Raw genomic sequence first — 15,677 nt, forward strand, 5'->3', positions numbered from 1 at the left:
GAACCGTCTCCCCCTTGGCCGCTGGTGCAAGACCGAGATATTGTTTTCTTTGGACCTTCTACATCCTCCCGATCACTCAGCAACTCGCGAAGCGTTCCCCTCGTCCAAATCTTCGGAGAGATTATGCAGCTAGTTCATCGAACCCATAGCGTAACTCAGGGTGCCAGTAGAAGAGTTCCAATATACTAAATGAGGAGCGTCGTTCCCGTCTGGGGCTAAGGAGATAGAGTTGAAACCACCTAAACCGCCTGAAATACACCCAGGAGATTGCCATCCCTGTGCCGTGCGGGTAGCATACTTGATCTTAACGCCCTCGCTACTTATATAGGCAATATGTGGATTTCCTGCGCTGTCCAAAGCGATGCAGGTCCCGTAATCGGCCGAATCCCCCACGCTTTCTATATGCCAGGTCCCGTCTTCTTTGTAGGCGTAGTTCAGGCTGCTGTCGTCGCAGGTGACGAAGCTGATATGCGGGTTGCCGAGGGGATCCAGCGTTATATCCGGAACCCATCCCGTTCCATCTTCCGTCGTGTATACCGTCTCATAGACCCAATTCCCGTTTTCGTCCCCGATATCCCGCCAGGCATATACAAGGCTATTGCTTGAAAGGTCGTGATAGGCGACGTGCAGCCTTCCAGACCCGTCAATCGCCAGAGCCGCGCGGTTGCCATCTTCGTCTACTATACTGCCATCGTCATCCACCAGTTTGGTAACCCAGCTACCGCCGCTCTTGTAGGCCAAGCGCAGTCCGGTTGGGAGGCTGTAAAAGAGGATATAAGGATTATTGTCTGTATCCAGGACCAAGTCAGCGAACTCCACATTGCTGACCGATACCTCGTCATAAACGGTTTCACTGACCCAATCGCTGCCGTCGAAGGTCGCGTATACCAGGCCAGAATCGCGGGCGTACACAAACCGGCGAATATTGTCACTCCCCACGCTAATACTTAGGGGCTGGGCAAGCCCAGACCATGGTTGATAAACCGTGTCTACTACTGTCCAGTTCCAGTTCCATCCTGAGTCCGTTTTTACACCAACACGGTACTCGTAATTTCCAAACGGGTCCAGGGAGATGATATGGGGATCACCATTGGAGTCCAATGCCAGCCTAGCTGCCCCTATCCCTGGATCCGCGAATTGCATTAGGGTATCAACCGACCAGCTTAACCGAGGACTTCTGGTGATAAAGCTGTACGAAATGCCTGCAAAACTGTTGCCCGCCAGGTCCTGCACTGCTCCGAACGGAACGGTAACAACGTATTGCGTATCGGGTACCAACCCGCTGTCCGGTATGATAAGGAGATGATTATCTATAACGCGCTTTGTAATCGTAACCTCACTGTTGTTCTCCTTCAGGCTTATCTGGCTAGAAGTGCTCCCCTCCTGAATCTTTTCGGAGAAGTCGACGCATATTTCGTTAACAAAAACCCAATCGTAGCTGCCATTTCCGTATTCGAAGACATTGTATCCCAAACCGTAAGCTACCCAATATATCGGTACCCATGTTACCCCGTCTTGAAAAGGAGCAGCATCCATCTGCGTTTCATCACCATCAACATCCATGACAGTGCTTCCCAACGACATGACTACGTTCCTATACCCATCATAAAATCTAATACTCTGGTGTTGCTGGTCCCAATAAAAGTCAGCCCCGAGACCATCTGCAGCATACTGCACGGGAACGAACAGGCGCTCATCCTGGGCTAAGGCGGCCGTACCCATCGAATAGGACTCGCCGTTTCTTACGTAGCTCTGCTCCCCTGAGGTAAACTGGGCAACCAGGGTCGGCACTGACCCGCTCCCATCCTCAGGGACGGTAAAGCTGACTGCCGGTGCGGTAACGTCTGTCCCGCTGCTAGCGCCATCTTCTCCTGAGCTAGAAGTGTTGCTCGTCGGCGTGGTTGTAACCGGGGTACCCGCACCCGAGGTAGCCTGGTTGAAAGACTGCATAATGCCGGCCGCAATGCTGGTAGCTGTCGGTGCGGTCGACAGCGTCTGGGTCTGGGGCTGCCACCGCTGTACCGACTGCGGTTGCTCTGGCAGAGCCGGCTGGGCCGTGAACTGCTCTATCTGGAACGGGGTCTCTACCACTGGAGTATTGTTTTCGATAGCCTGGGCAGTCTCCTGGACCCAGGCTTGCACCTGTTGCCAAGCCTGCTCCTCGGCTGCTGGCATGGCAGCTGGCGGTGCTGGCGGTGCCCCTGGAGAAGGTATGGTAGCCATCTGGCCTTCGGATACCTTTATGGTAATGCCGCCCGCGGTCACCAGAGCTTCGCCATCGACTACGCTGGTGCTCTGGCCATGCTCTGAAACCTCGTTGGACCAGAAGGTTCCGCGAATCCCGGCCACGCCCCAGGGCATGTCCACCTTGACCCTTACTCTTTTGGCCGAGGCTTCTTTCCACCAGGGCATCTCTTCTTGCTCATCTTTGCCCGTTTTCAGCTTTGTTTCCTGGTTATTGCCTGCCTTTTTCTCTTGTTCCTGCCGTTGAAAGAAATAGGCGGTTGCCAGGGCGCCGAAAATCTTACCTTTGGTAAGCTTTACTTCCAGGTTGTCTACCGTCGCTCCGGGACTCCCATCTTTCTTTATCACGGTCTGGCCCTTAGCTTCGACTATATTTAGCTCGGTGTTTGGTTTCAGAAGTATGCTGGAGCCGTCTGCAAACTTGAGATTGGCCTCGCCATTGGCTCCCGTCTTAATGATCGTTCCTTTACCGCAGGTGATGGCTTTCGTTATCTTCTGCTGCCCTTTTTCATCGGAAACGACGGTGATATCCCCTTTGACCGGAACCAGCTCCGCCGCCATTATGACTGCCCGATGCTCAGGTGCCAAAGTCAGCACTACTCCCAATCCCTTGGCCGCTTGAGCCCGGGTGGCCGGTTGAGCCGGAGCAAAGCTGTTCTTGCTCACCAATCCCATCATGCCTGAATCGAGGGCAGCCGCAATCTGCTTTGCTGCCCAGTAGTTGCGAGGAACATCTTTTATCTCAGACGGAAGCACGGCATCGGAGGACTTCTCTTTGGTAAGCCTGAACAGCAAAGCCGCGAGCTCAGCCCGGCGGACCACGGCCTGGGGACGAAAGGTTCCATCGGGATAACCTTTGATCAGGCCTGACCGGGCCGCAGCCTCGATGGTCGCGTAAGCCCAGTAGGATGGATTCACGTCCTTGAAGGTAGGGGATACCGGGCGGTAGCCGGACAACCCACTGGTTCTAGCCAAAACCGCCGCCATCTCGGCCCGGGTAATCGGCCCGTACGGCCGAAAAGTCCCGTCGGGATACCCCTTAATGATCCCCTTGGCACTTAAAAAACCGGCGTACGGGTAGGCCGCGGAATCCGGTGAAACATCGGCGAAAGACGGCGTACTCGCAGCTGATGAATACTGCATACCGCTGAAAACGCATAAAAAAATCAGCGCAAAGGCGCATAAAAAAAGAGCGTTTCTACGCAAACATACACTAGCCCCCGACTCCAAGAACAACTCTCCCGCATCTCCTTCCCGATTTCTATATATTCTCCACATTCATTCATTCGTACTTCAATTAAAAAATCCTCCCTCATCCAAAACATTTTTGACAAACTTCCACCCCTTTGCGCCAGCCGACTTGCCAGTCCGTGGTTCGTTGCGGAAGCGCATTTCCTATCTTGCTTTGTGTCATGTTGTCAAAAACACCGGGACCTTTTTTCTCAGCTGCGAACTCTTACACTCAAGTTCTAGCTACTTAGGTTTGGGATACGTGTATGAACCTACCCGGACCTTGGCGGAACGCAGGGCCAGGATCAAGCCTTTGACACCCACGGTGGCACCAGAACACGAGAAAAGAGGGAACAACTGTTCAGGATCCAGGTTAAGGTTCCGTAGCTGGACCATGCTTACGCCGTTTCGGGTAACGAAATCGAGAAGGGCTCTTATTTCATCCTCCCGGTCGGTAAATCCGGGAAAGGTCAGCAAATTCAAGGAGACATATACGCCTTTTTTTCTGGCGTAACGGATAGATTCTTCTACATCTTCGAGCTGGAAATCTCGAGGTCGGTGATAAACAGCATAATTCTCCGGGCGGGAAGAAAAAATAGTCACCCTCATAGCGTCCAGCCCGGCATCGACTATCTTCTTTATCCCTTCAGTAAAACCGGCGTTGGTGTTGAGGTTTATGGTGCCGCGGCCTGTTCTTTTGCGCATGGCCTTTACAGCTTCAGCCAAGATTTCATGATTCAGAGAAGGTTCCCCTTCGCATCCTTGCCCGAAGCTTATTATGCCTTCTCGGGCTCGCTCCAGATGGTGCACCCCTACCTCGACAATCTCTTCTACTTCCGGCACGAAGTCAAGCCGATCCTGGGGTGAAACCGCGTCCCCGTGCTGTTCGGAAATACACCCTATGCATGCCGCGTTGCAAGCCGGGGACGTGGGTATTCCCCCTTCCCAGCGCTCGTAGAATATGTTCTGCGCGGTAAAGCAGCTGTAGTGCTTGGCACAGTGCGAAAGGTGCTGCAGTATCCGGTTGTGAGAGTGGAGCGAAAGCCGCTTTTCGATCCTCTTCTCCAGGGATGGGGTGTTGTAGAAACGGGGGTGCCATTTGCGGTGTTCATCGGTTTGAATCGCAGCCACGTAGACTTCATCGCCTTTCAAAGCGACAGCCGCGTATCCTAGCAAGGGCAAGGTCTTTTTCCCTGTCGGCACAACCGTGGCCGGAAGATAGGTCCTCGTAAATCCCTGCGGCAAAAGGGCAGCCACAGCATAAACCCTGCCCCTGCCAGAGTAAGGGTTCGCTTCCAACAGGACCGGTTTACCCTGCTCCGGGTCCCAACCCACCGGGTAATGCTGAGGTACCATTACCAGAGACGCACCGGAGGGCAACCTCATCATTTCTCCTCGCTTCGGAAGGGCCCAGCTATCAGCGGTCCTCCCCAGCATCTGCAACTGGGGGTGTTCGAAGACACGCCCCTTCTCATCTGCGAATAGAGTCAAATACATGTAGGATTCTCCTCTCGACCGCACATACCTTATCCAATTATCACTCTTATTTATTCTTTCATAGATAACCCTCGAGCTAATCCTAATACAACTGGTTCAATTGCCTAGCGTTTCCAGCCACCAATCCAAGCTTCTTTCGACGCAGCGGGCAACAAGCAAGGTAAAACTCCGGTAATCTCCTTTAATGTGTGCCTCGTCCAAAGCCTCGTAATATCTCAGACGGTCTCTTTTCTTGATGATGGCTGGAGGATAGCCTGCCTTTATCAGTTCGAAGTTCATCAAAAGTCGGGCAGTGCGCCCGTTTCCGTCAAGAAACGGGTGTATCTTGACAAATCCCCCGTGAAGTAACGCAGCCCTTTCAACAGGATGGATATCCCGCCATTCTTTTCGGTACCTAGCCATCAGGTGCTCCATCTGCTCCTGCACCAAATAATGCGGCGGAGGAACGTGTTTTGCGCCGCTGATGACCACGTTTTCCATGCGGTACACTCCGGCATGGGAGTCGTCAATGCCTTTTAAGACCAGCCGGTGAATGCTTTTTATGTCCCATTCGCTGAGAAGGCTTTTTTGCTGAACCAATTCTTCTAAATAAAACACGGCCTCTTGGTGATTGATGACTTCCAAATGCTCTCTAAGGGTCTTGCCTCCCACGGTTATTCCTTCTAGAACTATGCGTGTCTCTTTGAGCGATAGAGTGTTTCCCTCGATGGCATTAGAATGATAAGTCCACTCCAGCCGCGCTTGTTCAAGCAGGCTTTTGAGAGTCCCCGGCGGTAAAGGCCGCAGTTCATCAAGCTTTCGCTTTTTGGCATCGATCTTGGCAAACATCAAATCCCTCCGGTTTAAGGCTAAGTATAAGGATTTGTTTCTAGGGAAACAATCCGTTTTTAGGTTTGTCGAGTTCAATAGGATGCATATCAATACTAACATGACACTGACCCTTCTGTCTCCCACCCGTAAGCGCTCGCCCATGACATGCGCACCCCAAAAAAAAAGAACCGAAACCTGTCGCGGCCGGCTCTTTTATTACAGGCCAGTTTCAGCGTGCCAGAAACAACAGCGGATTCTTTACCTCATCGTTTACCCACACTTCGAAATGCAGGTGAGGCCCCGTACTTACTCCCGAACTTCCCACCTCTGCTATCACCTGTCCTCGCCTCACTTTTTGCCCCTTTTTGACCTTGATTTTGCTGGCGTGCCCGTAAAGTGTGTTTTTGTTCCCTGGGTGTTTTATTATTACGGTCTTTCCATATACAGGTTTCCACCCCGCAAATATCACCTCTCCTGCGTCCGCGGCACGGACAGGTGTTCCCTTTTTGGCTGCGATGTCTACCCCGTGATGAAACCCCGTTCTTCGCCACCCGAACTTCGAAGTAATGGTTCCTACTAACGGCCAGCTCAGAGCAGAAGTCATGAAGCCACGAGAGGCTTGAGCGACAATCGGATACGACTTGCTCCCCGGAATTAAGAGGACTGTACCGACTCTCAGGCGTTCGGGCCTGGTAATCCGGTTAGCGTTAAGGATTTCGTTAACGTCCGCCTGATACATGCGGGCAATCTTCCATACGGTCTCGCCTGTCTTTACCCGGTGTAACCTTGATTGCCGGTAGGGAATTTTAATCAGCTGTCCTTCTAATAGTAAGCTGTTGTCGTCAAGACCGTTCATCGCCATCAGCACTTCTACGTCGATGCCCAAGTTGCGGGCTATACCCCACAGTGTTTCTCCCCTCGCTACCCGGTGCAACCTGGTTTCGCTGTCAGCGGCAGAAGTACCGCTTCTCACGCAAGGGACAAAGTCGTCGCGGGTAATCCAGGCCTGGGCGCGACCTGGGGCCAGGCTTAAAACCAGAGCCAAAACAAGTACCAGCTTCCCCGCTTTTGGGAACATAATTCCACCTCGAAGAAAAAAATAAGGGTCAATCACCCTTATTTTTTCCAACGGTGCACAGATTATACCGGTTTCGGCCTTTTTTTAGTTATCGGCAAACACCATGGGGGCTGCTCGAAGCAGGTCTCGATTCGATTTGGTCTTTCTCAATGTGTCGATCATTATCTCCATTATTTCTGTTGTCTGGTAATTGCTGAACATCCGCCTTAAGTTCCACATCAGTTCCAACTCTTCCGGGGAAAGAAGGAGCTCCTCTTTGCGAGTACCAGAACGTTTGAGATCGATGGCTGGGAAAATCCGCCTTTCGGCCAGCTTTCGATCCAAGACCAGTTCCATATTACCTGTTCCTTTGAACTCTTCAAATATAACCTCGTCCATACGCGAACCGGTCTCTACCAAAGCCGTAGCCAAAACAGTCAAGCTGCCTCCTTCTTCAATCTTGCGCGCAGCACCGAAAAAGCGCTTGGGCTTGTTCAACGAAGCGGGGTCAAGCCCTCCCGAAAGGGTTCGGCCACTGGGGGGAATTACTAAATTGTGGGCCCTTGCCAGGCGGGTTAAGCTGTCGAGGAGGATAACCACGTCCTGCTTATGCTCTACTAAACGTTTCGCCCTCTCAAGCACCATTTCCGCGACCTTTACGTGGTTGTCAGGGGGCTCGTCGAAGGTAGAAGCTATTACCTCCGCTTGTACCGAACGCTGCATATCGGTTACTTCTTCTGGACGCTCGTCGACGAGCAAAATAAATACTATTATTTCCGGGTGATTAGTAATAATGCCGTTGGCAATCTTTTGCAACAGTACTGTTTTTCCTGCTTTGGGGGGAGCAACTATCAACCCCCTCTGTCCCTTTCCGATAGGAGCTACCAGATCTATTATGCGGGTACTGATTTCATGGGAGGTGGTTTCCAGTTTAATTTTTTCGTAGGGGTATAACGGGGTCAGCGCATCGAAGTGCAAGCGCCGGGGAGATTCTTCGGCCGCAAACCCGTTAACTTTCTCCACCTTGAGCAAAGCGAAAAACCTTTCACTGTCCTTCGGCGGCCTTACCTGTCCGGATACCCGGTCTCCAGTCCTCAAATCGAACTTGCGGATCTGCGATGGAGAAACATAAATATCATCCTGGCTGGGGAGATAAGCAAAGGGTCGCAAGAAACCGTAGCCGTCGGGCAGAATCTCGAGTACTCCTGATGCTTCCAAAAGCTGGTCTGAGTTGGTAAGCGCCTTCATTATCTCGAATACTAACTCTTTTTTTCGCAGGCGAGAGTACCCGGTTAGATTAAGCTCTCTGGCCATTTGGTACAACTCGACCATGGTTTTCTGTTCCAGTTCCGATAAGTTCAACCAATATCCTCCTCTCTGGTTGACAGCAAACTAATAATTCTTTGTCTATATTTTGACAGGAGCACCACTAATACCCCCACCAAAATTGCTCCTAACACCACTGTGTTGGTAATCAGTCCCACCACGAAAACCTTGGAATAGGCTAAACAAGTCTGAAAGACCAAGCGGGGCGACTCAAGAGGCCAGCTGAAAACCTTTCCCAAATAATTCCCCGTCAAAGCCGCCCCCACTTTGAAGTTCAAGTATAACATTACAGGAAACAACGGTTTAAATAGAGTCTCTCCAGCAACAGCAGCCACTATGTTGGTGCGAGAAATAAACGCAACTGCCACAGCTATCGGAAGCCCAAATCCCATGGTAGGAAGAAAATTCACGCAGGAACCGAGGGCGAAGCCCACGGCTATTCGTAGGGCCGCATCTTCCTTTTTAAACACGCGCAACAGCAGGTCTGACAACGACTTACGCAGGCGCTTGATCCTAGAAATAGTACAACATCCTCACTTATCTCTTTATGGTTCAAATACCTTAATTCTATTATCCTTGAAAAGCGGTTTTCTATCAAGCTGATGATCTGCCACAATGTATCTTACCGTCCCGGACGTACCCCTCATCACCAGGCTGTGGGTTCGAGCTCTCCTTGCCGAATACCGCACTCCTTTCAAGAGATCTCCATCGGTTATACCAGTAGCGGCGAAAATTACATCCTCCGACTGTACTAATTCTTCCAAAGTGAATAAATGGTTAATGTCGGATATCCCCATGCTACGAGCTCTTTCTACCTCTGCCTCTTCTGTCGGCCAAAGCCGTCCCTGAAAGTCGCCGCCCAAGCAACGCAGGGCTGCCGCCGAAATAACCCCTTCCGGAGCTCCGCCAATCCCCATCAATATATCGACTCCGGATCCTGGATAAGCAGCCGCCACTGCCGGGGAAACGTCTCCATCCGTAATCAGCTTAATCCGGGCTCCCGCCATCCTGATTTCCTCTATCAACTCCTGGTGCCGGGGTCGGTCCAAAACCACCACCGTTAGTTCGCATATCTTCTTATTCAAAGCTTTGGCCACTTCTTTCAAGTTGTCCTTTACCGGGGCATCTAAACTTACCCTGCCTTTGCACTCAGGGCCTACCGCAATCTTGTCCATATACATGTCTGGAGCATGAAGCAGGGTACCCCGAGGCGCTACTGCTAACACGGCAATAGCTCCGGTTAAGCCCTTGGCCACTATGTTTGTCCCTTCCAGCGGATCTACAGCAACATCGACCATGGGAGGCACCCCCATACCAACTCTTTCTCCGATGTACAACATGGGGGCCTCATCCATTTCCCCTTCACCAATGACAACAATACCGTCAATCTGAACTGTATCGAAAGTTGCCCTCATGGCTGAGACGGCAGCCTCATCCGCCGCGTCCTTGTTGCCTCTCCCCATCCACCTAGCAGCGGATAAAGCAGCTGCTTCGGTAACCCTCACAAACTCCAGTGCGAGTTCCCTCTCCATTGTGGTTTCCCTCCCTTGCCGTAACCCGGCCTCACGCCCTTACCTTCTTCCAATCCTCCAAAAACCTAGCTATACCCAGGTCTGTCATAGGATGCCTTACCATCTGCTTGATAACGTTGTAGGGAACCGTGGCTATGTGAGCTCCGATCTTGGCAGCTTCCACCACGTGTACCGGGTGTCTTATGCTGGCTGCTATGATCTCGGTGTCGATGAGGTACTGGTTGAAAATAGACACTATATCGTCCAATACCGTCAGCCCGTTATTTCCGGTATCGTCAATTCTGCCGATAAAAGGACTGACGAAACTGGCCCCGGCGCGGGCTGCGAGCAAAGCCTGGGCTGGAGAAAAAACCAGAGTAGCATTAGTCCTTATCCCCTTATCAGCCAGTAATCTAATGGCCCTCAACCCGCTTTCGCTCATGGGAATTTTGATAACTACGTTCGGGTGAATAGCCGCTAATTCCTGGGCTTCAGCTATCATGCCTGCTGTGTCCATGCTTATGACTTCAGCACTAACCGGTCCATCTACTATACCACATATTTCCTTTACCACGGTTTTAAAATCTTTTCCTTCCCGGGCAACCAAGGTAGGGTTAGTGGTAACTCCAGCCAAAAACCCCATGTCGTTTATCTCCTTTATTTCTTCCACGTTGGCCGAATCGATAAAAATGCGCAATGCCAAACTCCCCCTTTCTTTCACCCTGACAGCAGCCAGCCAAAAACCAACAACGCTCTTCCCTAATTCTCAATTCTAAATTCTACCCGCGCTTCCAAACAGCCTTATCTTCTCCCTTATTATTTCTACGGCCGCTTCCCTGGCTGGGCCGAGAATTTTCCGAGGATCGATTTCGCGCTCGTTCTTGGCTAGTTCCTCCCGCATCTTCCCTACGAACGCTTCCCGGATATTGGTGTCAATGTTTACCTTTCTCACGCCCAAACTGATAGCCTTCCGGATCTGATCGTCCGGTACCCCGGATGAACCGTGCAGAACGATTGGTATATTAGTAAGTTGGCGAATTTTGGCCAGCCGGTCGAAATCAAGACGGGGTTCGCCTTTGTACTGCCCGTGCGCCGTCCCTATGGCCACCGCCAGCGAATCCACCCCTGTCTGTTCTACGAAATACCGAGCTTCTTCAGGATCCGTAAACATTGCCTCGCGCTCGTCTACCGACACGTTATCTTCCGTACCGCCTATTTTCCCCAACTCTGCTTCCACCGATACTCCAACGGCTCGAGCGATCTCTATCACTTTTTTGGTGATAGCGATGTTTTCGTCCAGAGGCAATTTTGAACCATCATACATGACCGAAGTGAATCCACCTCTGATACAGCGAATTACCTGCTCAAAACTGGTACCGTGATCAAGATGCAGGGCTACTGGTATGTCCTCGTCTCCTGCCGCAATTTTCACCATTCCGGTAATGAAGTCGAGCCCGGCGTACTGGATGGCTCCTTGACTGGCCTGCATTATGACCGGAGCCTTTTCAAGCCTAGCAGCTTCCATGATGGCTTGAACGATCTCCATGTTGTTGGCATTGAAGGCGCCTACCGCGTACCCCCCTTTCTCCGCTTGTACCAATAGATCAGCTACAGGTACCAAAGCCATTATCCTCACCTCTCTGACGTGATATTATGTAAATCGCAAAGCCCACTTATGTACAAGAAACGCGGTGCAGCCTAGCCGAGTTCTTCGGCCACCATTTCTCTCAAAACAGATATATCAAACGGCTTCACAATGTACCTTCTAACCCCTATTTTTTGGGATTTTTCTACGAGTTCGATTTCACCGTAAGCGGTCATCAAAATAATCGGTATATTCTCACTTATGTTTAGTATTTCCTCCGACGCCTCTATCCCGTTCATATTCGGCATTTTCATGTCCATCAACACTATATCGGGGATGCTTTTTCGCACTTCCTCAACAGCCTGCCTGCCGTCAGCCGCGACAGTTACCTCGAACCCCTCCTGCTTGAACAGTTCCTCCAAAAGCCGGCGAATTCCTTTCTGGTCATCGACGACCAACATACGTCGAGCCATCCTTTTCCTCCCTCCAAGCTAGTGCTTCATCGAGAGTATCGTACACTCGATATCCGCCCTTAAAAGCATTATATACATTTATTGGCACTTATGGCTAGAATCCCCCTGCCGCTACCCCCAACAGAACTATCATTATCACTAAAAGCAACCCTGTTATCACCATGGGAAAAGCCCACAACATTATTGCCTGTGATGTTGACACCTTTAGTGCCTCGCGCAGGGCCACGACTTGCAGGCCAACGGTCCAAAGGCATATTCCCAACGCCAGCAAAATGACCAAAGACTCCCAAACAAACACCCGTCCCAGCAGCCGAAAGGCCGGCCCCAAAGTGCTGGGCAAGTTAGCCAAAGCCAAAGCTGCTAACAGGCCTCGACCGTTTCCCCGTTGGTACAACACTTCGGATGCCAATGAATAGACCGCTGCCGAAACAAACCATATTAATAACGACACCACTACATACCCTACCCCGTATACCAGAGAAAAATTGGCTACACGGTCAGCAAGCACACTCCAATCCGGCGGCAAACCAGAAACTACATTTCCCCTGAAAAGGCTGAAACTGACCACAGCCCCGAACCCCAAAGCCGCCAACCAAATCGCAAAAACCTGCCTGAGAGGCTTTTCCTCTCCCACGTAGCGAAAGGTCGCAGCCGGGTTAAAGAATACCCCGTAGACTAATTCGTGTGCCCGCAAGTTCCTCCCCCCTTCCCCAAGAATGCAAAAAGACCATCTGATATTCTGCCGTGTTAGACTTTGCCTTGCGACTCCTAACCTTGAAAGCAGTTCATCTTATACTCAGATAAGGCTGAAGAATAGCCTTTGAATTCAGTAACTGGGAAAAAACCTTGGAAAAAGGATCTTGTGGGTTTAACTCGATGACTTGCGGTTCTCCGGACAGGTTAGCCAGTTCCTTTGTCCTTTCCAAAGCATCGTAGTAGTTGCCCAGGTGATCGACGAGCCCTATTTGTTTAGCCTTGTTTCCGGTCATGACTCTACCATCTGCAATAGCTCGTATCTCGTCAGGGCTCATCTTGCCCCGCCTACCTTTCTCTACCTGGAGCAAAAACTGCTGGTAAACATCATCAACCAATTCTTCCAGCAATTTTCTCTCTTCAGGAGATAGTTTTCGGGTTATGGATCCCATATCTTTGTATGAACCACTTTTTATTACCTCAGTTTCGATCCCCATTCTACTGAACAGTTCTTCCAGATTTACCTGCTCAGTTATGACTCCAATACTGCCGGTAGTAGTAGCCGGGTTTGCAAATATCTCATCGCAGCTAGCAGCAACCCAGTATCCGCCGGAAGCAGCTACATCTCCCATTGAAGCCACCAGGGGTTTCCCCTTCTTTTTTAGCCGCTCTATCTCCCTTGCGATTTCTTGGGCGGCTACCGCACTACCTCCCGGACTATCTATGCGAATTAGAACTGCCTTTATGTCGTCCCTTTTTCCGGCCTCTCGTAAAGCTTCCATAATCTCCTCTGTCTGGGTAGCTCCCCCGTACCCCTGGCTGGCCCCACTCAACACGCCCTCAATCCTCACCACTCCGATTGCTCCCCCGGCTCCGACCTTGGACGCTGACCCGGAAGTATCGGGAGACCATTTTACTGCCAGCACCAGCACAGCTAAGCAAAAAGCCACGATAAGGCCAACCACTAACCTCTGCCTCACTCCACCACCTCCCTCTTGGCACCCAAGACTCCTTCGTCATCCCCTTCCGCTTCAACTAAACATCCGTTCTCTATGTATGCACGACGAATGTCGCGGGGAGCTAAGGTCCTTTTTACCGGCACCTCCACCACTGTGCCCGGTTCCACTGGAAAATCCGGAGGTAGCTCAACCAAACAAAACTGCATGAACACCTTGCCCTTGACCGGGTACTCGTCTTTTCCTATCTTGACCTTAACCGTAAACCGGCTTAGATTCAAGTATGATCCTACCAATTTGGCGATTATCTTGAACAGGTCAAACCAACTTCCAGGCCTTGATAACGCTTCTAGGCCCAATCCGTCCGCGAACCCGACCGGTACCACTGCTATCTTCGATTCTGTCCTGGTTCGATAGGTACGGTAGTAGCCCAAATAACTGCCTGCTGGCATTTCCCTCACCGCCGTTACTCTCGCCTTGAACCGGTAAGGGTTTTTAAGCTTTATCTTGTTGGGTACGTGTCCAGCCGGGTACTGTCCGCCAAGCAACGTTCCTATCCGGACCGCATCTAGGTGCATTTCGGGGAAACGAAGAGCAGCCGCACTGTTACAACAGTGTATTAAAGCTGGCCTTATACCATTACCGGTTAGAGCATCTACAGTCTTCTGCAACTGTTCGAACTGGCTCTGCGTAAATTTTGGACTCCGCGCCCCAGCCTCCGCAAAGTGCGTGTACAACCCTTCTAAAACCAGCCACTGGTCGTAGTGTATTAAGCGGGCTAACTCTAAAGCCTGGTCTGCTGTTACCCCGAACCTTCCCAAACCAGTGTCGATTTTCAAGTGAATTCTCACCGTCTCATTGAGGCGAGAGGCAACCTTACTCGCTATCCTGTAGTCCCTGTAGCTCGCCACCGTCAGCGTCAGCCCCTGCTCAACGGCCTTCTCGGCCTCCCGTTCGCCTGCAGGGGCAAATACCAGGATATCGGTACTGATTCCTCCTTCTCGCAGTTCGAAGGCCTCTTCAGGAAATGTAACGGCGAAATAGTCTACCCCGTGCCGCGCGAGCACCCGTGCCGTCCCCACCGCTCCTAATCCATATGCATTAGCTTTGAGAACGGCTATGAGGCGGGTGTTTTCCTTCAGCAAGGATCTAACCGCTTCAAGGTTATGAACCAGCGCGTCAATATCAACTTCTATCCAGCGGTTATTCGGCATAAGTTGCATGTCCCTGTTTTCTTCCTCCGCGTTTTCGCCACCATATAATCCATCTTGTCCCCCGGTAGTATAATGGTAAGGCCCAACCCCACAGCCAATAGAAAAAAGGCGAGAACACCTTGTCCCATTCACCCACGAATTCTACAAATTCACCGCCAAATCCCTTCTTAAACCGGTACAACCCATACAAGGGGTTATCTTCCCTCAATTCCCCGGACACCCCGCGAAAATCGTACAGCGTACATCCCTCTTGTTGCGCCCATCGGATCATAGACCACTGCAAAAGATAATTAGGCATAACATTGCGATGTTGGTTGCTGGAAGCCCCGTAGCTGTACCATACCTTGCTTCCCAGTTTTAATGCTAAGGTACCTGCTATCACCTTTCCCTCGTATTCGGCGAGAAAAAAACGGGCAAGGCCTTGCGGTACCAGTTCATCCCAAATGGTACTGAAGTAGTCATACCCGCGAATAAGGAAATTGTCCCTCTCCGCGGTTTCCTTCAAGATGGAGTAGAACACGGGGAGTTGCTCCTTGTTTTCCATCGGGTAGACCTTTACTCCTTTTCGTACAGCTAGCCGGATGTTATAGCGGGTTTTCGAACTCATCCTGCCAAGAAGCTCTTCTTCGGAAGGAGAAATGTCCAGTCTAAAGACAAAAGTAGGCTGTACCCCTTCGAACCCTTCTGCGGTCACCGTCTTCTTAAACCCGTTTTCGCGTAAAAGACGGACAAACTCTTCGTCGCTCGCCGGAACATCCGGGTCTATCTTTAGGAATATCGCCCTGTGTTTCCGTGCCAGTTTCCTTACCTCTGTTATCAAAGCCGCAAAAAGCTCGCGGTCACGCACATCGATTACTGGACCCCTCGGCGCGTAAAAAATGCTCCTTTCGAGTCCTGGTATTGGAAGCCGCCGTTTCAGTATCAAGATTGCTCCAACTACCTGTCCGTCCCGCTCCAACACCATGGGTAGAGGCTTCCAACCGGTAAATGCCTTGACCTGCCCCCACTCCCAGGTTTGAAGGATGTGGCCTTTGGGGTGCCGGGATACAAATTCGTCGAACATCTCCTTTTCTCGGTCTAT

14 protein-coding genes are annotated in these 15,677 nt (G+C 51.2%); all 14 read right to left on the reverse strand.

The window, feature by feature from the left end:
* Positions 1-129 precede the first annotated feature (129 nt).
* The 14 genes from HPY90_RS02270 to HPY90_RS02335 all read right to left on the reverse strand — a co-directional run bounded on the left by HPY90_RS02270 (position 130) and on the right by HPY90_RS02335 (position 15,659).
* Positions 130-3,387: an S-layer homology domain-containing protein gene (locus HPY90_RS02270; RefSeq protein ID WP_287190653.1), complete on the reverse strand. Its 3,258-nt coding sequence runs from the start codon at positions 3,385-3,387 to the stop codon at positions 130-132.
* Positions 3,388-3,717: 330 nt separating this feature from the next.
* Positions 3,718-4,971, reverse strand: coding sequence for a radical SAM family protein (locus tag HPY90_RS02275; RefSeq protein ID WP_287190656.1), 1,254 nt, complete (start codon positions 4,969-4,971; stop codon positions 3,718-3,720).
* A gap of 96 nt (positions 4,972-5,067) precedes the next feature.
* Positions 5,068-5,799: a Fic family protein gene (locus HPY90_RS02280; RefSeq protein WP_287190659.1), complete on the reverse strand. Its 732-nt coding sequence runs from the start codon at positions 5,797-5,799 to the stop codon at positions 5,068-5,070.
* A gap of 211 nt (positions 5,800-6,010) precedes the next feature.
* Entirely contained in the window at positions 6,011-6,859 is an 849-nt protein-coding gene (locus tag HPY90_RS02285) for a peptidoglycan DD-metalloendopeptidase family protein (protein ID WP_287190662.1), read from the reverse strand.
* An 84-nt stretch (positions 6,860-6,943) separates the two neighbouring features.
* Complete coding sequence (gene rho, locus HPY90_RS02290; RefSeq protein ID WP_013176448.1) at positions 6,944-8,200, reverse strand: transcription termination factor Rho; 1,257 nt, start codon at positions 8,198-8,200, stop codon at positions 6,944-6,946.
* A complete protein-coding gene (locus HPY90_RS02295; RefSeq protein ID WP_273698608.1) occupies positions 8,197-8,655 on the reverse strand; it encodes a DUF2062 domain-containing protein in 459 nt (152 codons plus the stop codon). Before HPY90_RS02295 ends, rho begins: the two co-directional genes overlap by 4 nt.
* Before the next feature lie 54 nt (positions 8,656-8,709).
* Positions 8,710-9,696, reverse strand: coding sequence for a class II fructose-bisphosphatase (gene glpX, locus HPY90_RS02300; RefSeq protein ID WP_013176449.1), 987 nt, complete (start codon positions 9,694-9,696; stop codon positions 8,710-8,712).
* A gap of 31 nt (positions 9,697-9,727) precedes the next feature.
* Positions 9,728-10,372: a fructose-6-phosphate aldolase gene (fsa, locus tag HPY90_RS02305; protein ID WP_287190669.1), complete on the reverse strand. Its 645-nt coding sequence runs from the start codon at positions 10,370-10,372 to the stop codon at positions 9,728-9,730.
* 75 nt (positions 10,373-10,447) lie between these two features.
* Positions 10,448-11,302 carry a class II fructose-1,6-bisphosphate aldolase gene (locus HPY90_RS02310; RefSeq protein ID WP_287190672.1) on the reverse strand — a complete coding sequence of 285 codons (855 nt, stop codon included), beginning with the start codon at positions 11,300-11,302 and terminating at the stop codon, positions 10,448-10,450.
* 71 nt (positions 11,303-11,373) lie between these two features.
* Positions 11,374-11,733 carry a response regulator gene (locus tag HPY90_RS02315; protein WP_287190675.1) on the reverse strand — a complete coding sequence of 120 codons (360 nt, stop codon included), beginning with the start codon at positions 11,731-11,733 and terminating at the stop codon, positions 11,374-11,376.
* A 94-nt stretch (positions 11,734-11,827) separates the two neighbouring features.
* Entirely contained in the window at positions 11,828-12,427 is a 600-nt protein-coding gene (locus HPY90_RS02320) for a YIP1 family protein (RefSeq protein WP_287190679.1), read from the reverse strand.
* Between the two features lie 91 nt (positions 12,428-12,518).
* Entirely contained in the window at positions 12,519-13,406 is an 888-nt protein-coding gene (sppA, locus tag HPY90_RS02325; RefSeq protein WP_273698606.1) for a signal peptide peptidase SppA, read from the reverse strand.
* Entirely contained in the window at positions 13,403-14,605 is a 1,203-nt protein-coding gene (alr, locus tag HPY90_RS02330; protein WP_273698605.1) for an alanine racemase, read from the reverse strand. The genes sppA and alr overlap by 4 nt, the downstream gene beginning before the upstream one ends.
* Positions 14,586-15,659 (reverse strand): lipid II:glycine glycyltransferase FemX, encoded by a 1,074-nt coding sequence (locus HPY90_RS02335; protein WP_502707180.1) that lies wholly within the window; start codon positions 15,657-15,659, stop codon positions 14,586-14,588. Before HPY90_RS02335 ends, alr begins: the two co-directional genes overlap by 20 nt.
* Positions 15,660-15,677 lie beyond the last annotated feature (18 nt).

The organism is Syntrophothermus sp. (assembly GCF_013314835.1).
Lineage (GTDB): Bacteria > Bacillota > Syntrophomonadia > Syntrophomonadales > Syntrophothermaceae > Syntrophothermus > Syntrophothermus lipocalidus.